This window comes from Marinomonas sp. KMM3893, assembly GCF_004352855.1.
Classification (GTDB): Bacteria; Pseudomonadota; Gammaproteobacteria; order Pseudomonadales; family Marinomonadaceae; genus Marinomonas; species Marinomonas arenicola.
This window is the reverse complement of record NZ_SJSC01000001.1, coordinates 250,309-276,268: the sequence shown is the minus strand read 5'-3', so window position 1 is coordinate 276,268 and position 25,960 is coordinate 250,309. Positions and strand designations below refer to the sequence as shown.

Annotated in this window: 23 protein-coding genes; 17 read left to right on the top strand and 6 right to left on the bottom strand. The window is 46.7% G+C overall.

Going from position 1 to position 25,960, the window contains the following annotated elements; translation table 11 throughout:
* Positions 1-56 precede the first annotated feature (56 nt).
* The 3 genes from E0D71_RS01275 to ykgO all read left to right on the top strand — a co-directional run bounded on the left by E0D71_RS01275 (position 57) and on the right by ykgO (position 1,910).
* Positions 57-1,394, top strand: coding sequence for a peptidoglycan DD-metalloendopeptidase family protein (locus E0D71_RS01275; protein WP_133001492.1), 1,338 nt, complete (start codon positions 57-59; stop codon positions 1,392-1,394).
* 114 nt (positions 1,395-1,508) lie between these two features.
* A complete protein-coding gene (locus tag E0D71_RS01270) occupies positions 1,509-1,754 on the top strand; it encodes a type B 50S ribosomal protein L31 (protein ID WP_133001491.1) in 246 nt (81 codons plus the stop codon).
* A gap of 12 nt (positions 1,755-1,766) precedes the next feature.
* A complete protein-coding gene (gene ykgO, locus E0D71_RS01265; RefSeq protein WP_133001490.1) occupies positions 1,767-1,910 on the top strand; it encodes a type B 50S ribosomal protein L36 in 144 nt (47 codons plus the stop codon).
* Positions 1,911-2,092: 182 nt separating this feature from the next.
* Here the strand turns inward: ykgO and E0D71_RS01260 are convergent, their stop codons facing one another.
* The 4 genes from E0D71_RS01260 to aguB all read right to left on the bottom strand — a co-directional run bounded on the left by E0D71_RS01260 (position 2,093) and on the right by aguB (position 7,423).
* Entirely contained in the window at positions 2,093-3,619 is a 1,527-nt protein-coding gene (locus tag E0D71_RS01260) for an acetyl-CoA hydrolase/transferase family protein (RefSeq protein ID WP_133001489.1), read from the bottom strand.
* 434 nt (positions 3,620-4,053) lie between these two features.
* On the bottom strand, positions 4,054-5,025 hold the full coding sequence (gene rsgA / locus E0D71_RS01255) for a ribosome small subunit-dependent GTPase A (protein WP_133001488.1): 972 nt from the start codon (positions 5,023-5,025) through the stop codon (positions 4,054-4,056).
* Positions 5,026-5,391: 366 nt separating this feature from the next.
* Entirely contained in the window at positions 5,392-6,486 is a 1,095-nt protein-coding gene (gene aguA / locus E0D71_RS01250; protein WP_133001487.1) for an agmatine deiminase, read from the bottom strand.
* A 49-nt stretch (positions 6,487-6,535) separates the two neighbouring features.
* Positions 6,536-7,423, bottom strand: a complete 888-nt coding sequence (gene aguB / locus E0D71_RS01245) for an N-carbamoylputrescine amidase (RefSeq protein ID WP_133001486.1) — start codon at positions 7,421-7,423, stop codon at positions 6,536-6,538.
* 166 nt (positions 7,424-7,589) lie between these two features.
* On the opposite strand from aguB, the gene E0D71_RS01240 reads away from it, so the two are divergent.
* The 9 genes from E0D71_RS01240 to E0D71_RS01200 all read left to right on the top strand — a co-directional run bounded on the left by E0D71_RS01240 (position 7,590) and on the right by E0D71_RS01200 (position 18,027).
* Positions 7,590-8,492, top strand: coding sequence for a LysR family transcriptional regulator (locus E0D71_RS01240; RefSeq protein ID WP_133001485.1), 903 nt, complete (start codon positions 7,590-7,592; stop codon positions 8,490-8,492).
* A gap of 217 nt (positions 8,493-8,709) precedes the next feature.
* Positions 8,710-10,197, top strand: a complete 1,488-nt coding sequence (locus tag E0D71_RS01235) for an aldehyde dehydrogenase (protein WP_133001484.1) — start codon at positions 8,710-8,712, stop codon at positions 10,195-10,197.
* A gap of 469 nt (positions 10,198-10,666) precedes the next feature.
* Entirely contained in the window at positions 10,667-11,164 is a 498-nt protein-coding gene (locus E0D71_RS01230; RefSeq protein WP_133001483.1) for a cupredoxin domain-containing protein, read from the top strand.
* Between the two features lie 3 nt (positions 11,165-11,167).
* The gene (locus E0D71_RS01225; RefSeq protein ID WP_133001482.1) at positions 11,168-12,043 is read left to right on the top strand and encodes an FTR1 family protein; all 876 of its coding nucleotides are present in this window, start codon (positions 11,168-11,170) and stop codon (positions 12,041-12,043) included.
* Positions 12,044-12,122: 79 nt separating this feature from the next.
* Positions 12,123-13,451, top strand: coding sequence for an imelysin family protein (locus E0D71_RS01220; RefSeq protein ID WP_207923304.1), 1,329 nt, complete (start codon positions 12,123-12,125; stop codon positions 13,449-13,451).
* Positions 13,452-13,609: 158 nt separating this feature from the next.
* Positions 13,610-14,971, top strand: a complete 1,362-nt coding sequence (locus E0D71_RS01215; protein WP_165942937.1) for a di-heme oxidoredictase family protein — start codon at positions 13,610-13,612, stop codon at positions 14,969-14,971.
* The gene (locus tag E0D71_RS01210; protein ID WP_133001480.1) at positions 14,968-15,954 is read left to right on the top strand and encodes an imelysin family protein; all 987 of its coding nucleotides are present in this window, start codon (positions 14,968-14,970) and stop codon (positions 15,952-15,954) included. Before E0D71_RS01215 ends, E0D71_RS01210 begins: the two co-directional genes overlap by 4 nt.
* A complete protein-coding gene (locus E0D71_RS01205) occupies positions 15,944-16,858 on the top strand; it encodes a sterol desaturase family protein (RefSeq protein ID WP_133001479.1) in 915 nt (304 codons plus the stop codon). Before E0D71_RS01210 ends, E0D71_RS01205 begins: the two co-directional genes overlap by 11 nt.
* Positions 16,855-18,027, top strand: a complete 1,173-nt coding sequence (locus E0D71_RS01200; RefSeq protein WP_133001478.1) for a cytochrome c peroxidase — start codon at positions 16,855-16,857, stop codon at positions 18,025-18,027. The genes E0D71_RS01205 and E0D71_RS01200 overlap by 4 nt, the downstream gene beginning before the upstream one ends.
* 71 nt (positions 18,028-18,098) lie before the next feature.
* Here the strand turns inward: E0D71_RS01200 and E0D71_RS01195 are convergent, their stop codons facing one another.
* Positions 18,099-18,992, bottom strand: coding sequence for a helix-turn-helix transcriptional regulator (locus E0D71_RS01195; RefSeq protein WP_343772165.1), 894 nt, complete (start codon positions 18,990-18,992; stop codon positions 18,099-18,101).
* A 115-nt stretch (positions 18,993-19,107) separates the two neighbouring features.
* On the bottom strand, positions 19,108-19,818 hold the full coding sequence (locus E0D71_RS01190; RefSeq protein WP_133001477.1) for a GntR family transcriptional regulator: 711 nt from the start codon (positions 19,816-19,818) through the stop codon (positions 19,108-19,110).
* A 231-nt stretch (positions 19,819-20,049) separates the two neighbouring features.
* On the opposite strand from E0D71_RS01190, the gene E0D71_RS01185 reads away from it, so the two are divergent.
* The 5 genes from E0D71_RS01185 (at position 20,050) to E0D71_RS01165 (ending at position 25,687) form a co-directional block, all read left to right on the top strand.
* Entirely contained in the window at positions 20,050-21,384 is a 1,335-nt protein-coding gene (locus tag E0D71_RS01185) for a glutamine synthetase family protein (protein WP_133001476.1), read from the top strand.
* A 154-nt stretch (positions 21,385-21,538) separates the two neighbouring features.
* The gene (locus E0D71_RS01180; RefSeq protein WP_133001475.1) at positions 21,539-22,633 is read left to right on the top strand and encodes an extracellular solute-binding protein; all 1,095 of its coding nucleotides are present in this window, start codon (positions 21,539-21,541) and stop codon (positions 22,631-22,633) included.
* A gap of 122 nt (positions 22,634-22,755) precedes the next feature.
* Positions 22,756-23,910: a polyamine ABC transporter ATP-binding protein gene (gene potA / locus E0D71_RS01175; RefSeq protein WP_133001474.1), complete on the top strand. Its 1,155-nt coding sequence runs from the start codon at positions 22,756-22,758 to the stop codon at positions 23,908-23,910.
* Positions 23,907-24,878, top strand: coding sequence for an ABC transporter permease subunit (locus tag E0D71_RS01170; protein WP_133001473.1), 972 nt, complete (start codon positions 23,907-23,909; stop codon positions 24,876-24,878). The genes potA and E0D71_RS01170 overlap by 4 nt, the downstream gene beginning before the upstream one ends.
* Positions 24,878-25,687 carry an ABC transporter permease subunit gene (locus E0D71_RS01165; protein ID WP_133002087.1) on the top strand — a complete coding sequence of 270 codons (810 nt, stop codon included), beginning with the start codon at positions 24,878-24,880 and terminating at the stop codon, positions 25,685-25,687. The genes E0D71_RS01170 and E0D71_RS01165 overlap by 1 nt, the downstream gene beginning before the upstream one ends.
* Positions 25,688-25,960 lie beyond the last annotated feature (273 nt).

Here is a 25,960-nt window from a genome sequence, read left to right as displayed (position 1 = left end):
GCGCTTAGATGGTTCAGCTAGAGCCGCTTTATTCTGTTTTAACGAGTTGTTTTTTTATGTCTTCTGAAAATCGCCTTTCGCGCTGGACTCCTTCTGGTCCAAAAGCTTGGCTACTATTGATTCTAAGTGTATTTGTTCTCCTTATGTTGGTTTATCGAGCTCTAGTCGCACCGAGCCCAGACCCAGAAACCTATGTGTTGCCGAACAGTACAATGAGTGAGGCTGAGATCTCGCCTGTTGAGCAACCGGCAGCAAAAACAACGGATTCGAAAGGCGCTTTACTGTCAACCGACCCTCTTCAAAGTGTTGTTTCTGCCGCACCAGTGCCGCACGTTATTAATCATGTGATCAAGTCTGGCGAAACGCTTGAAAAGATATTTAATCGCCTTGGCTTGTCTCGTAGTGTGATGTATTCCATTTTAGAAGCGGATGAAGAATACCTGGTATTAGACCCTTTATTAGCAGGCGATACACTGAGCTTTGAATTGGATGATGAGGGTAAGTTAAAAAGTCTTTCCCGTCGCATTAACCCGAGTAAAAGCATCTCTTATGTGCGTCATGATAATGGTGGCTATAGCTATCAAGAAAACGCGCTGCCAATCAATTACTCGCAAGAGGCCTTGCACGGCAAGATTGCAGGAAGCTTTTATCAATCCGCGAAAAAGCTCGGTCTGTCTGATGCAAATATCGTGATTATCAGCGATCTGTTTAAAACGCGCATCGATTTCCGTAAAGACCCTCGGGCTGGCGACAGCTTTGATGTGGTTGTAGAAACCGGTGATGTAAACGGTGAGTCGGTCGGAAAAATGCAGCTAGAAGCCATTCAGCTGACGATTAAAGGCGAAACCTATCATGCCTTTTTGCATTCCGATGGGCGTTTTTATGATCAAAACGGCAATGGTTTGACGCCTGCATTGTTACGTTGGCCAACCAAAATCCATTACCGTATTAGTTCGCCATTTAACCCTCATCGCCGTCACCCTATTACTGGGCGTCTGTCTCCCCATAACGGCACCGATTTGGCTGCACCGAGCGGTACAAAAGTATTGGCAACCGGCGACGGTGTGGTGACACGAGTGGCTTATCAAAAATACGCGGGCAAATATCTTGATGTTGATAACTTAGGTCCTTACAGCACGCGCTTTTTGCACCTTAGTAAGATTCTGGTGAAAAAAGGTCAGCATGTTAAGCGTGGGCAAGTGATCGCGTTATCAGGCAATACTGGCCGTACCACGGGCGCCCATTTGCATTATGAATTGCATGTGAACGGCAAGCCGGTGAATGCCATGACAACGGACATTCCAACGCTTCAGGAAATTCCTAATGCGAAGATGCCTGAGTTTAAACGTCATGTTGAGCAATGGGTTGCCATGATGAATGACACGCCTTATTAGCGTCGCCTTTTTGGTTATGAATAAACGGTCCTTTTCGAAGGGCCGTTTTTTTTGTTTGCAATATAGTCTTAGAAGCGTTATAAAATGTTATAACATAACATATTGGAGATTATGATGAGAAAACAACTGCACCCAGATTATCGTACCGTTGCGTTTCATGACACTCGAATAGACCGCTACTTCTTTATTGGCTCTACGGTCAAAACAGAGCAAACCATTGAGCATGATGGTAACGAGTACCCTTATATGGCGATCGATGTGTCTAGTGCGTCGCACCCGTTTTATACAGGCGAGCAAAGAACTCACGACGGAGAAGGGCGTATTGCTCAGTTTAAACGTCGCTATCGCCGTAAGCAGTAAAGGGAGAAATACATGAAAGTGGTTAGCTCACTTAAGAGTGCAAAATTGCGCAATGCGGATTGCAAGGTCGTGAAACGAAAAGGGCGATTATTTGTGATTTGCAAATCCAATCCTAGATTTAAAGCGACGCAAGGGGTGAAAAAGAAGCGCCATTAAGGTGTTTGTCGCTTATTAGACTCAACAAGCAATTATCAGTAAGCCCAGTCTAGAAATGCACGCTAAAGTGCTTAGAAAGGCTTAGAAAACGATAAAAGCCTCGCCATGGATAACCGTCATGACGAGGCTTTTTCATGCTCTTTGTGGTTGTGATGGCGCAAAGAGGCGCGCGGTTTTTTTCGCTAGCACGAGACCAGTTTTGGCGGTACAGCAGGTGGCACTTTTTTCATACTGCCTTGCTCTTCAAGGCGAGTATGCCAGCTAAATGCTTCTTCTAGTAAGTGCGGTGTATGGCCGCCGCGCAGACAAGCGCGTTCAAAGTAATCGCGCATGGCTTCACGGTATTCTGGGTGCACGCAATGGTTAATGACTTCAATGGCTCTTTCCCTTGGGGCTAAGCCGCGTAAGTCTGCTAAGCCTTGTTCTGTCACTAAAATATCCACGTCGTGCTCGGTATGGTCAACATGGCTGACCATAGGGACGACACTGGAAATATCGCCGTTTTTCGCAATTGATTTGGTGACAAAAACAGACACATGCGCGTTGCGAGCAAAATCGCCTGAGCCGCCGATGCCATTCATCATTCTTGTGCCACAAACGTGGGTGGAATTAACGTTGCCGTAAATATCAAACTCAAGGGCGGTGTTAATGGCAATAATGCCTAAGCGACGCGCAATCTCTGGGTGGTTAGAGATTTCCTGCGGACGCAATATCAGCTTATCGCGGTATTTGTCTAAATTATCAAATACTTGTGCGTTAATGCGCTCAGAAAGAATGATCGAGCAGCCTGAGGCAAAGCTTAGCTTGCCAGCGTCGATCAAATCGAACGTTGAATCTTGCAGCACTTCTGAGTACATGGTGAGGTCTTTAAAGTCAGACTCCAGTAGCCCCATCATCACGGCGTTGGCAATGTTACCAATGCCAGCTTGCAAAGGCCCTAAATTAGCAGGCATGCGCTCTTGTGCCACTTCATTTTCGAAAAAACTGACCAAGTGGCGTGCGATGTTTGCTGTGTCTTCATCTGGCGGTGTAACAGTGGAGAAAGAGTCACTCTGGTTGGTAAACACTATGCCAACAATTTTAGCCGGATCAATCGGGATGGCTGTGCTGCCAATTCTGTCGTCAACCTGGGTTAAAGGCACGGGGGTGCGAGTAGGTCGATAAGAAGGAATATAAATGTCATGCAAGCCTTCGAGTTCAGGCCGGTGAGACAGGTTGATTTCTACGATGACCTGTTTGGCAAAAATGGCAAAACTTGCCGAATTGCCGACCGATGTAGTCGGTACAATATGGCCTTCCTCGGTAATGGCGACCGCTTCAATGACAGCGACATCGGGTCGCGTTAATTGATGGTTACGCAATTGTTCAACGGTTTCTGATAAGTGCTGATCAATAAACATGACCTCGCCATTGTTGATTGCCTTACGCAGCGTGGTGTCGACTTGAAAAGGCATGCGACGGGAGAGGGCGCCAGATTCTGTTAGGAGTTTGTCTAAATCGTTTCCGAGAGACGCGCCCGTCATTAGGCTGATTTTCAATGGGTGTTTTTTGACTCTTTCCGCCAGTGCTTTCGGCACGGCTTTGGCTTCGCCTGCCCGGGTGAAACCACTCATACCGACGGTCATGCCATCTTTAATAAATTCGCTGGCTTGTTCGGCGGACATGATTTTACTGTGTAGGCCACTGTGTCTAATTCGATCTAACTGCATGCTCAATTCTTCTTTAATGTTGTTATTAGGTAATAGAAGGCACATAAAACGGGTGTTGGCTGGACTTTATTGTTTGGATAAAGCAGGCGAAAAGTGGTGCGCAAGAAGGAAGAGTCCTTGCTAGCGGCCGAGAAAAGCCTGAATGCCGAGCCATTTTTTATATGAGAGATATCTAACGGTTTTATGGTTAGCGGATTCTATACTTTTCTTTACGCTGCGTAATTTAGACCTAAGTCGCATAGGGGGATACAACAAAATGCAGGAAAAGCCGCAAAGTTAGAGAAAGTGAGCGTTCATTGTGGGTGTGCAGGGCTTTAAACGGAAAATGGATAATAAAAACAGGACACTGTGAGCTAAACCTGATGTAAAAAGAACCATGCTAACCTGTGGTCAGCATGGCTCTTGAGAGGGTTTGATGTGCTGTAGAGGCGGTGTTATTCGGCGGCGCTGTGTTTGCGAGCTCGAACATCCGATTGTGCGCTACGGTAAAATTTCCCCTGAGGTTTGGATTTGGCTTTGATGCCATCGTCAGTCTCTGCAGAGCGCAACAATAGAAAACTGGCCACTCGGGCTTCTTCTAAACGGCCTTGGGTGACGGCCTTGGCGATCGCACAACCAGGCTCACCTTGATGTTGGCAATCACTAAATCGGCAAGCTTCTGCAAGAGATAGAATGTCCGCAAAGCTTTCGATTTTACTGCCATTGTATTGGGCAACTTGTAAATCGCGCAGGCCTTGGGTATCCAGCAGAATCGCCCCTTTGGGCATGGGTTGTAAGGTATTGGATGTGCCGATTTTCGCGGATTGAGTGTCGCCGTTCTGCATCAAAGTGTTGATCAGAGAAGATTTCCCCGCCCCTTTTGTGCCTAGCAAAGCAATGGTTTTGCCTTTTTTAAGCCAAGGAGACAGGCATGCTGTGCTGTCTGAATCTAATGCATTGACGGTTTCAACGATCAAAATAGGGTCTAGTCGTTCTACTTGAGCGCGTTTTTCCTGAGGATCTTCACAGGCGTCAGCTTTTGTGAGTATGACCACAGCATCGGCTTGGGCTTCATGCACCAACTCAAGGTAGCGCTTGATCAGCCCCAGATTGAAATCGTGATCCAACGCGCAAACGATAAACACAGTATCGACATTTGCTGCGGTGTTTTCGAACACAGAGGTGCGGTCTAAACGACGTAAAAAGACATGTTCAGCATCGGTAATGACCCAATCACCCACCGTCATATCAGGCCTATCAGATTGCTCTGGTAGGTTAAACAAACCTGATTCGTCAATTAACTCGTATGTGTTGTTTTGATGGGAACAAATACGTGCAATGCGGTTAGATTCTAAGTCATCCAATGACAACTGTTGTTGAAAATAAGGCTGCCAGCCTAAATCCAATAAAGTGAACGTGGAATCCATTGATATTACCCTAGGCGTAAAACGCTATTATTTAAATAAGGAGCAAAACACCCTAATCAGTTTAATCGAGCGATAGCAAAGACCTTTCTTTGGTCGCTCTGGTCTAACAAGGGCCTAACAAAACACGCGTGATGTCCGAACGATGACATAACGACTTTTGCGAGATTAGCACAGAGAAGAGGAGGGACAAATCATTATATTGCTCTATAAAACGCTTTTTTTTAATAATAATTATGGGGCTGAAAAGGACGGGGCAATTAAACCAAAAAAACCATTTCTCAATGCCGTAAAGAGCGCTGAGAAATGGTTTGAATGGAGGCTCTTTAAAGCATTTCTTATCGACATGCTTCGCCTACATAAGGGTGCCTAAAGGCGCTTAGGAACCTGCTGAGTGATGCAGTGAATGTTACCGCCGCCTAGGAGAATCTCTCTGGCCGGTACCCCAATGAGTGTATGGTTAGGGAAAGCGCTGGCTAGGATCTGTTGTGCCTGCGGATCGGTTTTTGTGTCCAATAAGGGAAAGATAACGCTCTGATTACTAATCAGAAAGTTCGCATAAGACGCGGCCAATCGCTCTCCTGCGTGTCGTTCCATGGTCTCTGTTTGTTGAATGCCTTGGCTTTCTGTTTCGCTCATATAAAGCGGGCCAGGCATTGGCAGCTTAATGACCTCAATGGCACGGCCTTGGGCGTCCGTCGTTTGGCTTAGTACGTCATAGGCGGCACGGCTGATGGCATATTGAGGGTCGTTTTTATCGTCACACCAAGTGAGCGCAACAACGCCTGGGCGAATCACGTGCAGAATGTTGTCTATGTGGCCGTTGGTTTCATCGTTAAACAAACCGTCTTTTAACCAAACTACTTTTTTGATGCTCAAGTAATTGTCTAACAGTGTCTCGATTTCTTGCTTGCTTAAGTTTGGGTTACGGCTAGGGTGCAGTAAGCATTCTTCTGTGGTGTATAGGGTGCCTTCGCCATCGCAATGAATGGAACCGCCTTCTAAGAAAAGCGGCGCTTGGTAATAGTCGTCACCCGTAATGTTGGCCATTTGAGGCGCCATGGCATCGTCTAAATCCCATGGCGAATACAGGCCATCCAGCTCGCCTCCCCACGCATTAAACTGCCAGCTTACGGCTCGGCGTTCGCCCTTGTCGTTCACCACATAAGAACCGCCGATGTCGCGCATCCAGCAATCGTTATAAGGGATTTCAAGCACACGAATGTGCTCTTCGAGAGATTGGCGGGCAATGTCGTAATGGCTATTAGGCACCACGACAGTCACTTGGGCAGATTGAGCAATGGCCAAAGCCACTGCGGTAAAGGCCTGTTGAGCGGGTTTACCAGACTCTCGCCAATTATCCCCTCGTATTGGCCAAGCAAGCCAAACCTGTTCTTGGGGTTCGTGTTCACCCGGCATACGAAAGCCATCTTGTTTTGGTGTTGAGTCCAGCTTATTGCTCATAATCAGTCCTATTTTTTACTCGCTAATGGAATTATCAAATTCACCGGAGTTACGAGTTTGCCGGCGTTTTTCCATCCAGTGTTTGAAGGGTTTGGTAATGGGTTGGGCGACGATCGCGATACAAGCCCCATGCTTGGCGTTGGAATTCCAAATGCGCTAAATCGAATTCATGCACCAATACTCCTTCGGTTGTGCGATCCGCTTCGGCAACTTTTGCCCCTGTGTCGTCGGTAATAAAAGACGAGCCATAGAAGGTCAAAGACAAGTCGCGGTATTTTGCGTTCTCGGTGCCAATGCGGTTAGACGCGATGACGGGAGTTTGGTTAGCGGCCGCATGCCCCTGCATAACACGTTGCCAATGTGGTTGGCTGTCTAATTCTGGCTGGCTTGGCTCACTGCCGATGGCGGTTGGGAAGAACAAAAGTTCTGCGCCTTGCAATGCCATACTGCGAGCCGTCTCTGGGAACCATTGATCCCAGCAGATGCCTACGCCAATTTTGGCGTAGCGGGTTTCCCACACTTTAAAGCCGGTATCGCCAGGGCTAAAGTAGTATTTTTCTAGATAGCCATCGCTGTCTGGAATGTGTGTCTTGCGGTAGGTGCCCATTAAGCTGCCGTCGGCATCGATCATGGCCACTGTGTTGTAACGCACGTTACCGGCTTTTTCGAACCAGCTAAATGGCAGCACGACTTCGAGTTCTTTGGCCAGCGCAGAAAGACGCTTAAAGGCGACGTTGCTCTCTAGCGTAGTGGCTAGGGCGTGATAAGACTCGCTGATCTCGATGCAAAAGTAAGGGGTTTCGAACAACTCTTGCAGCAGAATAATTTGCGCACCTTGTTCTGCTGCTTGCCTTACTAAGCGCTCAGCCGTGTCTAGGTTTTCTTCAATGTTCCAAGAACACGCCATTTGGGTCGCTGCAACCGTTACTTTTCTCATAGCATCTGTCTCTTTCGTCGATGATGTTAGTGGATTGTGTGTCATCAATATGCCCAGCAGGGCATGCCTCTGTGGCGCTAGTATAACAATATCTTATTTGTACGCGGAATTAGGTTATTATGGAAATGTAATATTTCGTTTGTTATATGAGAGATTTCGATAACCTATGGACATAGACATCAGCCAGCTACGTTTGCTCGTGGTGCTGGAGCGTGAACGAAGTTTGTCACGCGCAGCCAAGACCTTGCATTTGAGTCAGTCTGCGGCAAGTCATGTATTGGCAAAGCTACGGACCCGTTTCGATGACCCCTTGTTTGTTAAAACCAAATTAGGCATGGAGCCAACGCCAACAGCCCTGGCGTTGATCCCAGATGTGCGCAAAGGGCTGAGTGCATTGGATTTGGCGTTTAATAAAGTGAAGCCTTTTAATCCGCGCACTGAAGCCAAAACCTTTTACATTGGCGCGGTCGATTATTTTGAGTTTTATGCCTTGCCTAAGCTGGCGAGTCGGTTGCAAGAGGAGGCGCCTAATATCCGCATCGCCATTGATATCTTGCCGGAGAATTTGCGCATGGATCGAGTTGAAGAAGGGCGCTTAGATCTTTTTCTAGGGGTCGATAACTTGCAGTCTGTGCCAAGGTATTACCATCGTCAGCATTGGTTAACGGATCAATACGTAGGCATTGTGCGAGAAGGGCACAGCTTGCCAGATCAGCTTAGTCTGCATGCTTTTTTAGCGACACCGCACATTCATTTGCCACTGGTTAACTCAGGCGCGGACCCCATCGATCAATGGTTGATAGAGCAGCATCAATCGAGACAAATTTCGATGATAGTGCAGAGTTATGCGATTGGTGGCATGGTCGCCGCCAAGTCGGACAGCTTGATGTGTGTGCCGGCGAATATTGCCAAAGAGTTAACGGCCATGTTGCCGGTGCGAACGGTGTTGTTGCCGAAAGGTGTGCCTGAACTGTCGCTGAGCATTTTTTCACACCAACTTTACGATAGCCAAGAAAGCATCCAGTGGTTGATTGAAAAGATCCAGCAATGTGTGCCACCCTCTCAATAGGAGTAACCACCCCCGCGCGAACTGGGCTGTGTTTTATCTGTGTGATGTATCCTCCTAGTCAGGGCACAGTATAGTAGCGGGTGAACATATTCTTTGTACCACCTTGGGGATATGGTTTTCTCAGCGTGGATTTTGTAGCTTGGCAGTATCTTTTATACGTCGTTTTGCAGAATAAGAAAGTCTCCTAATATTCGACGATTTACTCAAGGAAATTATCATGAATAGTTACGAACAATGGAAAGCGCAGGCCGCCTCCCTTTCTTTTCCAAGTCAGGCGTATATTAATGGTGAATTTGTTCCTGCCGTGAGCGGCGAGACCTTTGACTGCATTAACCCAACCACGGAAGCCCTGCTCACCAAGGTGGCCAGTTGTGATAGCGCGGATGTGGATGTGGCGGTTGCGGCGGCAAAAAAAGCCTTTAAAAGTGGCGTGTGGTCAACCATGGCTCCCCGTGAGCGAAAAAACATCATGCTTAAATGGGCGCAATTGATTGAAGAGCATAAAGACGAATTTGCGCTGCTAGACACTTTAGACATGGGCAAATCCATTTCTGAAATGGTCGGCATTGATATTCCAGATTCCATTGATTGCTTCCGCTGGACGGCAGAAGGCATAGACAAACTGTACGGTGAAATCGCACCAACAGGTGGGCCAAATCTTGCGTTGATCAGCCATGAGCCTATTGGCGTGATTGCGGCGATTACACCGTGGAATTACCCTTTGATGATGGCCTCTTGGAAAGTGGCGCCAGCACTTGCTGCGGGCAATAGCGTGATTTTAAAACCGTCTGAAAAATCACCATTAAGTGTGTTGCGTTTGGCTGAACTAGCAACACAAGCGGGTGTGCCAGATGGTGTCTTTAACGTTCTGCCAGGCTTTGGTCATACTGCCGGTAAAGCGCTTGCTTTGCATAATGACGTACAGGTCATCGCCTTCACTGGTTCAAGCCGCGTCGCTGGCATGTTGATGGAATATTCAGGTCAATCGAACTTGAAGCGTGTCTGGATTGAAGCTGGTGGCAAATCCCCTTGTTTGGTGTTTGACGACTGCGAAGACATTACTGCGGCGGCAAAAGGCGCGGCGTCGTCTATTTTTACCAATCAAGGCGAAGTTTGCATTGCTTGCTCTCGTTTGTACGTGCAAAGCGGCATTAAAGACAAATTTATGGCGGCCTTGATAGAAGCGGCGAAAGGCTATGTGGCGGGAGATCCATTGAATCCGGCAACCAATATGGGGCCAATGGTAGACAAGACTCAGCTTGATACCGTTACGCGCTTTATCAATAGTGCGCAAGCGGACGGCGCGACATTGGTGCATGGTGGCGTACCTGAGTATCAACAAGGGAAAGGCTTTTACGCAAAACCAACGATCTTTGCTGACGCGAAAAACTGCATGGAATTTGTACGAGAAGAAATTTTCGGTCCTGTGCTTGCGGTTGCCACCTTTGAGACAGAAGAAGAAGGTGTTGCCTTGGCGAACGATTCTAAATATGGCTTAGGCGCTGCTATTTGGACAAGCAATTTGTCACGTGCGCATCGTGTTAGCCGCCAATTAGAAAGCGGAATGGTATGGGTAAATACTTGGGGAGATGGTGATTCAACCGTGCCATTTGGTGGTGTTAAAGCGTCTGGTAATGGTCGTGATAAATCGCTTCATGCGATGGAAAAATACACCGAAGTGAAAAACGTGTGGATTCGTCTATAACATCATGAGCGACAGCGCCTTTGCTGCTGCTTTTTATAGGCTTGCCATTTTTGCGTCATAGACGCACGCACACTGGCTGCGCTTGATCTTGTCTGATCATGATCAAGCGCAGACTCGCTGGCTCGCATCTCAATACTTTCTTTTCTCTGCTGCTTCCTTGTTTCTCTTTTCTGCCATTTCTGTGATACCCCTCGTGGCCAGTAGGTGTGCCAGTCGTTTTGATCTTTGCTTCTTGTCTACTGGATGTTGCCTTGAGTCAGTGACAAAAGCGTTGTGATTGCGTTGTGATAGGTTATCGATCGAAAATTTTTTCATTAGAATACGACCAAATGCACAAAAAATAATGAATATGAGAAGCGTTCTTGTTAAGATGTTTTAAACCGACATTAACGTGTGCGCTTGTGCTTTTTCAAATAACGCAATGAGAAGCATGCACGAACGGTATCAAACTAACGCATTGGATTCGTAAATGCGTTGGCTAAACGTAAGGAAGGGGCGAGTCCGTCGTCTCTGCTCCAATTGCTTAATCTATTATGGCTGGATGTTTTCAATGAAGTTGATCGGTATTTTCTTTCTTTCCCTGTTTTTTGCCCTGACGACAATGAAAGTGTGGGCAGCAGAGGGTGGCTCTCAAAGCAGCACTCAAAAGGATGCTAATGGCTTCAGTCAGCAAATACATGACCCTCGTTATACTAAATTACCCACTTACCTGATTGAAATTAAAGACGGTGAGTTGATTCCTGCGGAGTTGATTGTTCCTGCTAAAACGAGATTCCGCCTAGTGGTAAAAAACATTGGCAGCAAGCCAGCAGAGTTTGAAAGTAACCAGCTGCGCCAAGAAAAAGTATTGTTTATGGGCGCGAATACCAGCCTGGTTATTACGCCATTGGATGTTGGCTCGTATGATTATTACGACGATTTTGCACCGACTGCTCGCGGAAAAATTACTGTTAAGGCTCAGGATTAAACAATGGGACAGATTATTTTTGTTGTTTGTCGTGAGAGTGTGGAAGCGCTCTTAGTGATAGGGATTTTATACGCCTGGATGAATGGCCGCCCAGACGCGCGACAAGGAAAAATTTGGTTGTTGGCTGGGATATTAGGCGGCTTTGCTCTGGCGGGTTTGCTGACGCTTACTTTGATCGGAGTGACCGATATTTTAGGTGGAGCTGGTCGCGATTGGTTTGAAATCGGCATGCTGACGTTTGCCAGTGCATTGATTGTGCAGATGGTGATGTGGATGCGTGCCCATGGCCGCACGATGAAAAAAGACCTTGAAAGTGGGCTAGAAGAAAGCGCCAAATCCTCCAACTGGTGGGGAGTGTTCTTCCTAGCGATGATCGCGGTTGGGCGTGAAGGTTCTGAAACCGTTATGTTTCTTTATGGCTCCTTGTTGCAGCTGGACTCGTTTGGCTCCTATGTGAACTTCTTTGTGGCGGCGGCCATTGGTTTGGCGCTGGCAATGATTCTGTTCTTCTTGCTGCAAATTGGCGGCAAATACATTTCTTGGAAATGGTTTTTCCGAGTCACGGAAACCATGTTGCTTTTCTTGGGCTCAGCCCTCTTTTTAACCGCCGCGGGCAAATTATTAGGTGGTCCACTGGCGGCAACAGATTTACCTGCTTGGCTGTACAGCACAGTATGGGATGTGTCTGGTGTGCTGAGTGACAGTTCTGTATTTGGTGGTTTGTTGGCGTCGCTTTTTGCTTATCGCTCACAGCCTATTGGTTGGGATTTGGTTATGGTTGCCATTTATTGGGTGTTGGTACTCTTGGTACTTAGATGGCAATTGCGTGGGCGACCACAGCGCACACAGAGATTAGAAACGGCAACAGAAACGCATTAATACAATGGATGATCAGGGTTTGCCCTAGCATTAGGGTAGATCCGCTATTTAAAAAAAAACACATTAGGAGTAAATAATAGTGAGAACGATTCTAAATACCCTCATCGTAGGCGCTACACTTAGCTTTTCTTTGCCAGCGATGTCTGCCGTCTCTCAGAGTGTGCAACGTGCCACCTTGAACACTTATGCAACGATTGCGACAGCGAACTATCAAGACGCATTAGAAGGTGCGAAAGCCCTTAAAGTCGCGATTGATACCTTTGCGAAAAACCCAACAGCAGAAACCTTACAAGCCGCAAAAAATGCTTGGTTAGCCTCTCGTGAAAGCTACGGAACAACAGAAATTTTCCGTCTATCTAACGGCCCTATCGATGCAGAAGATGGCTGGGTAGCAGAAGCTTACGGTGGATTAGAAGGTCAGATCAACGCTTGGCCGTTGGATGAAAACCTAATCGACTACACGGAAGACGCAAACTACCAGCGTACCAGTGGCAATATCATTGATACGAAAGGGGTATTTACTCCAGGTGGTGAAGACGCAGAGCCAGTAAATGTGGCCAAGATCACCCCTGAAGTGCTCACTGAATTAAACGAAAATGGCGGTGACGCCAACGTAGCAAGTGGTTATCACGCCATTGAGTTTTTGTTGTGGGGCCAAGATCAAGACTACAATAACATGATCGAAGACAAGATCACGCACGGCCCAATGACCGCAGGCCAGCGTCCATTGTCTGATTTTACAACAGACAAATTGAAGCAACGTCGCTTGGATTACCTAAGAGCGGCAACGGACAAGTTGGTTTACGACCTAGCCAAAGTGTCTAGCGCGTGGAATACCAAGGTGATCGGCAATAACGGCCTGTACCGTGCCGCTTTATTGGATCAATTGACGGGCGCTGAAAAAGACAAAAACATCGCAACAGCGACGTCTTTGAAACAGATTTTCTCTGCAATGGGCGTGTTCTCTAAATCTGAATTGGCCAATGAGCGTATTGCGGTAGCCGTATTAACGCCAAGTGAAGAAGATGAGCATTCTTGTTTCTCTGACAATACTCACCGTGACATTGACTTGAACTACCAAGGCATCAAAAACGTCTTGATGGGCGAGTACAAAGGCAAAAAAGTCGGACCTGCTTTCTTTGACAACTTGCCAACTGAAGAGCAAGCGAAGATCAAAGCATTGATGGCTGACATTGAAATGCGCATCGCTAAGATCAACAAATTGGCGACAACAACGATGCATTTTGATTACCAGATTCACCCAGAAAACGAAGCCAGCGTACAGAACATTGTTACCTTGAAAAATGAACTACGTCGTTTGGGTGACCAAATGGTGAATGTTGCGAACGCTTACGGTATTTCATTGACTACGAATGATGTAACAGACGCTGAAGAAACTCAGATCTAAGTCAAGCAATAGGCAATAAGCGGATAGGAGCACGTTACCTTATAGTGTGAAATAAGGTAACGTGTCTTTCTTTTTTAATGGGTGCGAACTAGTCAAAATAGAGAACTATGAAAAGTAACGGTCGACGCGTCGCGAAAAGGATTTTTCGAGGCGCTTTTGTGTTTCTAATATGGCCTAGTTTGGTTCACAGCGCCGCGATTGAAATGTCTGGTACTGCTGATAGCGAGTTGTTTACTAATTCAAAAAGCAGCAAGCCTTTTTCGCAACCGCGAAACATGACAGACGCTGAATACGATCAGTTTATTCTCGGTCGCTCCTTTTTTTCTATTCCTTGGGTGGAGGCCCCCAGTGCCACAACGGCACGTGATGGTTTAGGCCCTCATTTCAATGCCAATACCTGTACCAGTTGTCATGTGGACAGCGGTGGTGCGCCGACCCTCAGTAAAGATGGGCAGCCGTTGCGCTCGCTGGTGTTTAAATTGACCCAGCCAAGTAAGCATGGGTTACGTTGGCAGTTAAACAATATCGATGCACCGGCGCACGACAGCGTGCCGGACCCAGTGTATGGGGTGCAGGTCGCCATTAACGGTAATGGCAAAGTGCTACCCGAAGCGCGCACTCGGTTGCGCATTGAATCGCTGCCTTTTACCTACCCAGATGGGCAAACCATTCTCTTGTCTAAATTTGACCCTTATTTAGATCAATTGGCTTATGGCCCGTTAGCGGATGATACGGTAATTTCCTTACGCCAGCCTCCCGCGTTGGTTGGCTTGGGCTTACTGGAGCAAGTGCCAGAGAGTGAGATTTTAGCCTGGGCGGACCCATCAGATCGCAATGGCGATGGCATTAGTGGGCGCCCGAATTGGTTAAATCCACCAGAACAGCAACAAAAAGTATTGGGACGCTTTAATTGGAAGGCGTCGGAAGCTAGTATTGTCAACCAATCCGCCAATGCGGCAGCCCATGACCTTGGTTTAACCAACCCAGCTTACCCTGAAGAGTTGTGTCAACCTGCGCAGTTGGATTGCTTAGCAGCGCCCCGTGGACGGCAATCACCCCATGGCCTTTTGGATCTTCCTGAGTTCCGATTACAAGCCATAGCTGCCTACATTCGTGGCCATAAAGTGCCACAACCTGTTGCTCTGGATGAGGAAGCTCAAAAAGGGCAAAAGCTCTTTCATGAGGCGGGGTGTGGCGGTTGCCATCGGTCAACATTAACGACCGAGAAAGGCCAAGTCTTTCACCCCTACAGCGACCTGTTGCTTCATGACATGGGCGCATCGCTAAAAGATGGACGGCCGGAGTTTTTGGCCAGTGAGCGCGAGTATCGTACCGCCCCTTTGTGGGGGATAGGTGGTCGTGTTCGTGCAGGAGAGCGTTTTTTGCACGATGCTCGGGCAGCAACGCCAGAAGAAGCGATTCTCTGGCATGGTGGTGAGGCACAAGCCGCCAAATCGACATTTATTGAACTGGGCCGCGCTCAGCGTGCGGCCTTGCTACATTTTCTGGAGCAACTATGAAAGCTTTTACTGGTCTGTCACTCATGCTACTGCTGGGCGCTCCTGCGCTGAGCCAAGCGGCAGAACAAGACCCTTATGCGGTTATTTATGACACTGTTATTCAGGCGAACGCGAACAATGCAGTGACCTATTGTGGAGATCTAAAACAGGCACTAGACAACCCATCGAGTGAGCAGCGGCATCAGGCTTTTGCGCAACTGACAGAAGGTTGGGGGCGTGTACAGGCGAGCTATATTCTAGGTGCGTATGACATGGACGCGATGGACTATCCCTTGATGGTGGATTATTTCCACATGGGCAAAGAAGACATTCATGAAAGCCTAGGTCGCATCATGAAGGGGGATCTTGCCGCCTCCAAAGCCTTGTATAAAAACTCTTATAAAACCTTGGGCGCATTGGACGATGTTATGTTCAGCGGCCCTTGGACAGAGCGTCGCAAAGAAATGGCCGAGGTCATTAGTTCGAACGTTTGTAAGCGCTTGACTCAGGTGCGTGATGGTTACCAAGAGCACCGTGCCGACTTCCTTGATGATCACGATAAAGCCTTGTCTTTGTTGATCAACGCAGAAATTGAGAACATTTATAAAACCCGTGATTGGCGCATTGCGCAAATCAGTGGTTTGACGAAGGCCACACTGGGTCAACCAAAGCCTGAGCATCAACAATACCCTTACAGCAAAGCGTCATGGGGCTTTATTGGCGCAATTTTAGAAACCAATAAGCAGCTTCTTGCTGACGATCAGCAGCCGAATGTCGCCACCATAGTGTATGCAAAACACGGCGAGGAAGGCATGGCTGCGGTTCAAGAGGCGCTCACGGCTTCTTGGGTGGCGTATCAAGGCGCACCGGCGGAGCACAATTACAACACAGGTGACATGATTCCTTTGTTTCAAGGCTTGTTGGATTTACAGAAAGCCTTTTACCGTCAATTGGTTGGCAGTATCGGTGTGACCGCGACTCTGATCGACGCTGATGGCGATTAGTTCACCGTTAGAGGCTTTTTTAAACGGCAGTGAGCGGGTCTTTTGGGGCTATTTATTGGTCAGCGCCATCATCGCATTGGTGTGGTACGTAAGGCAGGGTAATACCTTGTCTTGGGTACAGCTAAAACGATATTGGTGGAGTCTTGATGCGAGATTAGACTATCGCTATTTCTTGGTTAATTGGTTGATCAAGACACTGCTGATTTTGCCGGTGTTACTGTCGGGACAGACGGTGGCGTTATGGACGTTAAGTGCCTTGAATGCGGTTGCTGACCCTCTGTTCCTGCCTTGGTACTACCGAGACATTGTGTTGCTTTATACCTTGAGTCTGTTTGTGCTGGAAGACTTAAGTCGCTATGCCTTGCACCGCTGGATGCACAGTAACCCTTGGTTATGGAAAATCCATCAGGTTCATCATAGCGCTGAAGCGTTGAACCCACTGACTTTTTATCGATTGCACCCGCTGGAAAATATCCTCTTTGCACTGCGTCATGCGGTGGTTGCTGGCATGGTAACTGGGGTGTTTATTTTCTGTTTCGGTGCTCGGGTCAATCTGTATACGGTGTTGGGCGGCAACTTGTTCATCGTGAGCTTGTTTGCTTTTACAGGAAACCTACGCCATAGCCATATTCGTTTAGGCTATGGGCGCTGGTTAGAGCGTGTATTGATTTCGCCAGCACAACATCAAGTTCATCATCAAAGGCGCCATATGCGACATAACTTTGGCAGTGCGCTAGCCATATGGGATGGCTTGTTTGGCACGCTTAAAGTGTCTATAGAAGCGCCCGATGATCGTAGCTTTGGTTTGGGTGACGGTAAGAGACGGCACTTTGACAGTGTACGAAAGCTCTTAATGCAGCCATTTTTTAGTATTTATTCAAGTATCCGACGGACATTAAAATGATTAAGAATTTTGTTTTTCTGGTTGCCGTATCGCTTATTAGTAGCCAAGTCGTGGCGGGCGAAGGTCTCACTGAAGCACAATTAGGGCAGGTGCTGTTTTTCGATCCTGCCTTCTCTGTGAACGGCACTATGTCGTGTGCAACCTGTCATGCGCCTGATCAAGGTTTTACGGACCACCGTCTTACTCGCGCCAATGGCTTTGTCTCATTGGGCGACGATGGGCATGCTCTGGGGTCGCGCAATACGCCGATGGCCGCTTACGCAAGCACTTCCCCTGATTTCCATTTTGATGAAGCGCTAAAAGAATACGTTGGTGGACAGTTCTGGGATGGGCGTGCCAATTCATTGGCAGATCAAGCATTAGGCCCACCATTGAATCCAGTAGAAATGGGCTTATCGAATGAAGAGCAGGTGGTTAAAAAACTACAGCAAAACCCACTTTATCATGCGACTTTCACCCGTCTTTATGGTGCCAATGTGTTTGCCAATCAAGCATTGAAAGAGGGGGCCGTTGCCCCTGCGTATGCGGCCTTTGGTAAGGCGCTGCAAGCGTTTGAAAGCACCGCAGCGTTTAGCAGTTACGACAGCAAATACGATCGATTCCTGAAAGGGGAATATCAGCTTACGGTATTGGAGGATTTAGGTCGGACACTCTTTTTCTCTAACAATAATGTCAACTGCAACAGCTGCCACCGCTTGAAAACAGAAGACAGTGAGAAAGAGCCTTTTACCAATCATCAATACCGCAATATTGGTGTTCCTGCTAACACAGCGTTGCTGGCGTTAGGGCATTTAAAAGCCGATTTTATTGATCATGGTTTGTTGGACAATCCAGCGGTCACAGATCCGAAATACGACGGTAAATTCAAGAATCCATCGTTACGAAATGTGGCGGTAACGGCGCCTTATATGCACAACGGCGTGTTCAAAAATTTGCGTACCGTGGTGGAATTCTACGATCATTATAACAACCCGAAGCGTTCAATTAACCCAGAAACAGGCAAGCCTTGGCGTGCTCCTGAAGTACCAGGAACCGTCGACAAAGAAGATCTAAAGGCGCATGCCTTATCGGAGCGTAAGATTGATGCCTTGGTTGCCTTTATGAAAACGCTAACGGATAAGCGTTATGAGCCTCTGCTTAAAGCTCAAGAGCAAGCGGCGGCGAAATAAGTTCGTATTGATGGCTTTGTCTATGAGTGACATTGGTGGCGAGTAAGCCACCAATGTTGTTCTTTCCCTTCTTAACTTCTGTCCTTGTCCATCTCATCTAAGTGATTCAAAAACAGCGTAAATATCTCAGATTGTGTTGAGGTATCGAGGCGCGCATGGATGTTTTTTCTGTGTACTTTTACCGTTCCCGCACTAATGCCAAGCGTTTCGGCAATGGCTTTGGAAGAGTGGCCACGAAGGATTAATCCCAGTACTTCCTGCTCCCTTTGGGTTAACACCCCACAAGCAAAGGTTTTCAACGCATATTGAATGGGACCATGGGAAGGCACGTATTTTAGGTAGTCGCGAGATTGTGCGAGCCAGAACTGTTTGATTAAGGCTTCTAAAAGAGGGTAAACGGCTTTGAGTTTGATCATTTCGCCACGTTTGATTGACCCCATGAGCCTTTTTCGGCCTAAAGAGATGGCGCATGTGGTGCTGTCGTCCAGTGCAATCGTTAGGTTTATCTCGTCCACTAGGTCAAATTTTTTATAGCAGGTTTGGTAATACTCAGTGTCTTCAAAGGAATCAGGCGCCATATCCGCCAAGCGACTAATATTGGGCGTAGTGCCTTGTTGGATGCTGTTAAATAAAGGATCGAGTATGTACGCCTGATTAATGTACATATTCAGTGTAGGGCTGTGTTCTGAGCGGTTTTTAGGGTGAAGGATAATGGGTTTAAAGGATTTTTTGTAAGTCACCATAATAATGGTGTCAAAATGACAAAGTCCACTTAGGAAGTTTTCGAGCATGTTTGGAAAGCTGGGGACACGTAAGTGGTTGACTAGAATGGCAAGTTCTTTAAACGTCTCAGGAGATATTAACTCAGTATTTGCTTTGCTGGCCACCATGGACGTTTTCCTCATCTTAGTCATCGGCTTTAATTGCACAGTGATTTTTGTGATCACAAAAATGCAATTTATCATCTTCTTTCCTCGGTCGCCAATAATTAATCAGCGGCTCAAATTACCAAGGTGTTTTGTCTTTTAGCCGAAAAGCTGAAAAAATAAGCTGAGTTTTTATTCGGTTTGATCTTAACTTTTAAGAATTAGAGGATGCTTCGATAAATTGATGTAATAATTCTGGAGTGCCAGCGAAAGCAATCCCTTCTCTAATGTCTGCTGCGATGGCCAGTTGCAGCGCTAAGGTATCTTTGTTTTTTATCGCTAAGAGGGCTTCTTGGTGGCGATCAACAATGTAGTGTTCTTCTAGCTGGCTGTTGGCAAGGCGTAAGAAGGGCCCGAGTTGTAACCATAAGCTTTCGATCAATGGCAGGCTTACCTGATGAGGGTTAGCAGAGTAAAGGCGGCGATGAAAAGCTTGGTTGCTCTGAATGGTCGCTTCAGCGTTTTTCATAGCACGAGCGTGATCAATCGCTAAATCCAGTGTTTGCAGCTCTTCTAATAGGGTATCCGTCATGTAAGGTAGGGCACGGACTGCCGCGTGGGACTCAAGTGCAATCCGCGTATCACACAATTCATTGAACTTCATAGCCGTCATTTTCGGCACCATTATACGGCGATTCTCCCTGACTTCTAACGCACGCTCCGTGCCAAGCTTTTTTAATGCCTCTCGTATTGGCATCGAGCTTACATTAAGTACTGCAGCCAATTCGCGGATAGTAAGGCTTCTTCCGGGCAGGATCTGACCGCTCATAACCGCATTGCGTAATACTTCATATACCCACTCGGTGATAGTTACACCGTCCTTTCTGTCGGTTAAGGTAATGTCTAAAGGTGAAGGATTGTTCAATTAAATGCCCTTTTCTAAAAATTATAGAGTTAAAGCGTCCTTTTTCTTGCAAAAAACTGGCTGTCATTGTTTGATCACAATATGGATTAGCTCATATTGATAATACGGCTCAAAAGAAAAATCAAAGATTATCGAAAATTATATAAATTTCTTTTGTGATCACAAAAGAGGTTGGACGTTTTAGAGCAAATAACACAATAAGTAACACAAATTATCACGAGAGTACTGGTTATGCCGGATCATGGAACAAGCAATAAAGAATTCGATCTTTTTATTACCGATTTAAATGGCAACTTACGAGGCAAACGCATTCCGGCGTCTGGTTTGAAAGGGGTTTTAAAAGACGGTGTGAAACTTCCTCAATCCGTTATCGGTTTTGATAACTGGGGCGATGATGTTTTAGAAAATGGTTTAGTGTTTGAAACGGGTGACAGTGATGGCGTTTGTTTGCCCGTTCATCCAACACCGATACCGGTTCCTTGGTCTGAATCTCCGCGAGACCAAATTCTTGCCATGATGTACAACCCAGACGGCACACCTTTCTTTCCTGATCCACGCCAAATTTTAGCCAATATTGTTGAACGATTTAAAGCGCTTGGCTATACCCCAGTAGTGGCAACCGAATTAGAGTTTTATCTATTAGATGGTGAATCTGAAGCAAAACAACGCCCAGAAGAGCCGTTAATGACAGAAGGCAATGGTCGTCGATTGACGGACACGGATTGCTATTCAATTGAAGAAATGGATGGCTTATCGAACTTTTTTGCGGATGTTCGAAGTGCGTGTGAAGTGCAAGGCATTCCTGCTGACACCATTATTTCAGAATTAGGCCCCGGCCAATTTGAAATCAACATGAAGCACGTAGACGACGCCATGCTGGCCGCCGATCATGCCAATATGTTTAAGCGTTTGGTAAAAGGCGTAGCGCGCAATTATGAATACGGTGCGACCTTTATGGCGAAACCATACGCTCAAAAAAGCGGTAATGGTTTCCATGTTCACTTTAGCTTGCTCGACAAAGACGGCGTCAATGTCTTTGATAATGGTGGCGAAGAAGGGACACCTTTATTGAAGCACGCAGTGGCTGGCTTGTTGGCTAATATGGCTGACAGTATGTTGGTATTGGCGCCACACCTTAACTCTTATCGCCGTTTTCAAAATGGGGCCCATGCGCCAACGTTTGCAAGCTGGGGTTATGAGAACCGTACTGTTGCGGTACGTATTCCTGAAAGCCCAACGGTTGCTCGTCGTATTGAACATCGCGTAGCAGGCGCTGATGCTAACCCTTACTTGGTGTTGGCTGCGGTATTAGGCGGTGCATTAGATGGTATTGAGCGAGGGCTTGAGCCGCCAGCACCAATCGAAGGCGATGCTTACTCGGTCAGTGACGATTTCCCAATATTGCCAAACCGCTGGGAAGCGGCGACCGAGGTTTTCAAAGAAAGCCGTTTCATGCGCGATTATTTGGGCGATGCGTTCGTAAAAGTATTCAGTGCGGTCAAAGCGCAAGAGCAAGAAAGAATTTATGGGCGTATTTCGGATGTTGAGTACGAAGCCTATTTATAGCGAAAGAGTAGAGCGAGAAACCATCACAAGAAAGTACCGTTAGAAGCAATAAAATCATAACAAGCAATACAATAAAAATGCCCCAATGAGGGCATTAAGAAAACACAAAAGAATGTCATTTATCACGGGATTTATAATCCAAGGGGAACACAGAATGAAAATTAGTCATGCTTGCTTATCAGCCGTTTGCGCTGCCGTTATCTCTGGTAGCGTTGTGGCAGAAGATAAGGTTCTGAATATTTATAATTGGTCTGATTACGTCTCGCCAGATACTGTTGCGAATTTTGAGAAAGAGACCGGTATCAAGGTGAATTATGATGTATACGACAGTAACGAAGCACTAGAAGCAAAATTGATGGCAGGCTCATCAGGTTATGACTTGGTGTTTCCTTCTAACTCTTTTTTCGAGCGCCAAGTGAAGGCCGGTGCGTATCAAGCAATCGATAAAAGTAAGTTGTCGAACTACAAAAATATCGATCAGCAATTGGCCGGCAAAGTAGCCCGTCACGATGAAGGCAATAAGCACAACGTGCCTTATGCTTGGGGAACCGTCGGTATAGGTTATAACGTAGACATGGTGAAAGCGCGTCTAGGTGAAGATTTCCAACTAGATTCTTTGGATATGCTGCTAAAACCTGAAGTGGCGGCCAAATTACAAGACTGTGGTATTGCCGTGTTGGACTCGCCTGCGGAAGTCATGTCGATTGTTAATAATTACATTGGCGAAGACCCAAATTCAGAAAGCATGAGTGACCTAAAAGCCAGCGCCAAAGTACTTGCAGAGGCGCGTCCGTACTACAAATACTTCCATTCTAGTCAATACATTTCCGATTTAGCGAATGGCGATATTTGTGTTGCATTAGGGTATAACGGCGACCTTTTACAAGCCAAAGATCGTGCTGCAGAAGCAGGACAAGGGGTCAACATCAGCTTCTCAATTCCTAAAGAAGGGACCTTGCTGTGGTTTGATTTAATGGCCATTCCAGCGGATGCGCCTCATCCTGAAGCGGCAATGCAATACATCAACTACATTTTACGCGGTGATGTCGCTGCGTCCTTGTCTAACTATGTGTTTTACGCGGTACCGAACACGGCAGCAACGCCTATGTTAGATGCAGAAATCTCTGAAAACAAAGGCATCTATCCAATACAAGCGGTGAAAGATAAGCTCTTCATTCAAGTGGCACACACGCCTAAATTTGACCGTTCTTTAACTCGAGCTTGGTCAAATATTAAGACAGGCCGCTAGAAACTGGACCCACTAAGTCGTCTCGATTTAGTGGGTCTACAGCTTTAATCTGGGGTGACTTTGTTCTCTATATGGAATCGCTCAGTCTTTCCCCCCGTGATGTATTTAGAAAAGGGTAGAGTATGTCTACGACTTCAACCTTGGCTCAGCCAAAATCCATTGCCGTTCCCTCTTGGCGTGAAGAAGGTGCGCAGCCTTTTGTTCAAATTGATCAATTAACCAAGCAATTTGGCGATTTTACCGCCGTGAATTCGGTGTCATTGGACATTTATAAAAATGAACTGTTTTGTCTTTTAGGTGGTTCTGGTTCCGGTAAAAGTACTTTGTTGCGAATGCTGGCGGGCTTTGAACAACCGACCAGCGGTCGAATTTTGATCGATGGTGTTGATATGGCAAACATTCAGCCATGGGAACGCCCGGTTAATATGATGTTTCAATCTTATGCCTTGTTTCCGCATCTATCGGTAGAAGCAAACGTGGCGTTTGGTTTACGCCGTGAAGGCATCAAATCGAGTGAAGTGAAAAAACGTGTTGCCGACATGCTTGATATGGTGCAAATGGGGCATTTAGCAAAACGTAAGCCGCATATGCTGTCTGGCGGCCAACGTCAACGTGTTGCGCTAGCTCGTTCCTTGGTGAAGCGTCCTAAGTTGTTGCTATTGGATGAGCCATTAGGCGCATTGGATAAAAAACTCAGAGAAGAAACTCAGTTTGAATTGATTAATATCCAAGATGAGTTAGGTGTGACCTTTGTTGTGGTAACCCATGACCAAGAAGAAGCGATGACATTGGCCACCCGAATCGGTGTGATGGATCAAGGCATCATCACGCAGATAGACGAGCCGCATCAAGTGTATGAATACCCAAATAGCCGTTTTGTGGCGGAGTTTATTGGTAATGTAAACTTGTTCGAAGGCACCGTCATGGGTGACGAAAGAGACAGCGTAACGATTCACTGTCCAGACACAAATAGTATGATTCGAGCGGATCATGGTATTAGCTGCGCTCCAAATCAAACGGTTTACGCGGCAATACGCCCTGAAAAAATTCGCATATCGCGTGAAAAACCCGTTGAGGAAACAAACTCTACTTGTGGTGTGATCGCTGAAATCGCCTACATGGGAAGCCAGTCTATCTTCAAGGTGCGTTTGGCCAGTGGCAAAGAGGTGCGTATCACGCAACCAAACTTTGCCCGCGATATGGGCGACCGATTAACCTGGGATGAGACGGTTTATTTATCATGGGATGCTGACAGCAGCGTGGTATTAATATCATGAATAATCCAGCCTCTCCTCAGCAAACACCAAGGCCTGTCACGCCAGGAAAGGCGAGTCGTTTATCGCGATTATGGAACCGCTTGAGAACCATTAATATTGGTCGTGGAGCGGTGATTACTATTCCTTCTTTATGGTTGGGGATTTTCTTCTTCATCCCCTTCTTGGTGGTGTTTAAGATTTCATTGTCCGATGCGGCGATTGCGATTCCACCTTATTCTGCGATGTTTGATTGGAACCCAGAAGAGGCCTACCTCTCGATCAAAGCGTCATTTAGTAACTATCTGTTTCTGTTCCAGAATGACTTTTACTTAGACGCTTATTTAAGCTCTATCCGCATTGCCGCGGTGTCGACGGTATTCACCTTGATCTTAGGGTTTCCCATTGCCTACATGATTGCCCGTAGTCAGCCAACAATGCGTACTTTGTTGTTGTCTTTGGTCATTCTGCCTTTTTGGACTTCTTTCTTATTGCGGGTGTATGCCTGGATTGGCTTGCTCAAGAAAAACGGTGTAATCAATGACTTTTTGATGAGCACAGGGTTGATTGACCATCCTATAACCATGCTACAAACCGACTTTGCTGTGTACATCGGGATTGTCTACACCTACCTTCCTTTTATGGTGCTACCGCTTTACACCACGTTGGAAAAAATGGATTTGACCTTGTTGGAAGCCTCAGAAGATTTAGGCGCCAAACCTTATCAAACCTTCTTTCTTGTGACCTTACCTTTGGCAATGCCAGGGATTGTTGCAGGCTGTTTGTTGGTGTTTATTCCGGCGGTCGGTGAATTCGTTATTCCGTCTTTGTTAGGTGGTTCAGATACTCTGATGATAGGTCGAGTGCTGTGGGACGAGTTCTTCTTAAACCGTGATTGGCCGATGGCATCTGCGGTCGCGATCGTCATGTTAATTGTATTGGTCGGCCCCATTATGTTTATGCGTAGCCGTAACAAGCAGGAGGATGTGTGATGAAGCGACGTTCTTGGTTTCTTAAAGGTTCTGCTTTATTTGGCTTTCTCTTTTTGTATGCGCCAATATTATCTCTAATTATCTACAGCTTTAATGAATCTAAGCTGGTGACCGTGTGGGGAGGCTGGTCACTAAAGTGGTACAGCTCTTTGTTCCAAAATGATCAGATTATGGACGCAGCGCTGCTAAGCTTTAAAATCGCCATTATTAGCGCCACATTGGCGGCCGTTTTAGGGACCATGGCAGGCTTTGTGTTAAGTCGTATGGGGCCGTTTCGCGGCAAAACCATTTTAGGTGGTTGGGTAACCGCTCCTTTGGTGATGCCTGAAGTTATTACCGGTTTGTCCTTGTTGCTGTTGTTTGTGGCCATGGAAAGTCTCTTTGGTTGGCCTGCTGGGCGTGGTGAAATTACCATTATCATTGCTCACACGACCTTCTGCCTCGCTTATGTGGCTGTGGTTGTGCAATCGCGCTTGTCGTCGATGGATGAAACCTTAGAAGAGGCGGCAATGGATCTGGGGGCCAAACCTGGCACCTTGTTCTTCTTGGTGACCTTGCCATTGATTGCCCCTGCGATTATTTCGGGCTGGTTGTTGTCTTTTACCTTGTCGCTAGATGATCTGGTCATCGCAAGTTTCGTATCGGGTCCTGGTAACAGCACATTACCGATGGTTATTTTCTCTAAGGTGCGCTTAGGCGTAACCCCTGAGGTGAATGCCTTGGCAACCTTGATGATTCTGGCGGTGTCCATTGCGGTGATCGCGGCGATTGTGATCATGCGCCGACAAACAAAGTTTCAGCAACCGTAAGTCTCTAACCTCGAGTCGCTTAGTAGGTTAGTGCTGTGTTCTTTTTAGGTTTCCCCCAAACCCTTCATTTGAAGGGTTTTTTATTGCCTGTGTGTTACCAACCCTTTGCCTTGCGGTCACATTATTTGCGTCTTTACATTTATCCGACGGAAACGATTACCTGCCGACTTTGTAAGAATTTCTTGTTTAGCCTTTAAAAAAGCGCGCTTGAAAATCAGAATTAAATAAAAACGCTTTAAAAATCAATGACTTATTATCTTCTTTACAAACTGG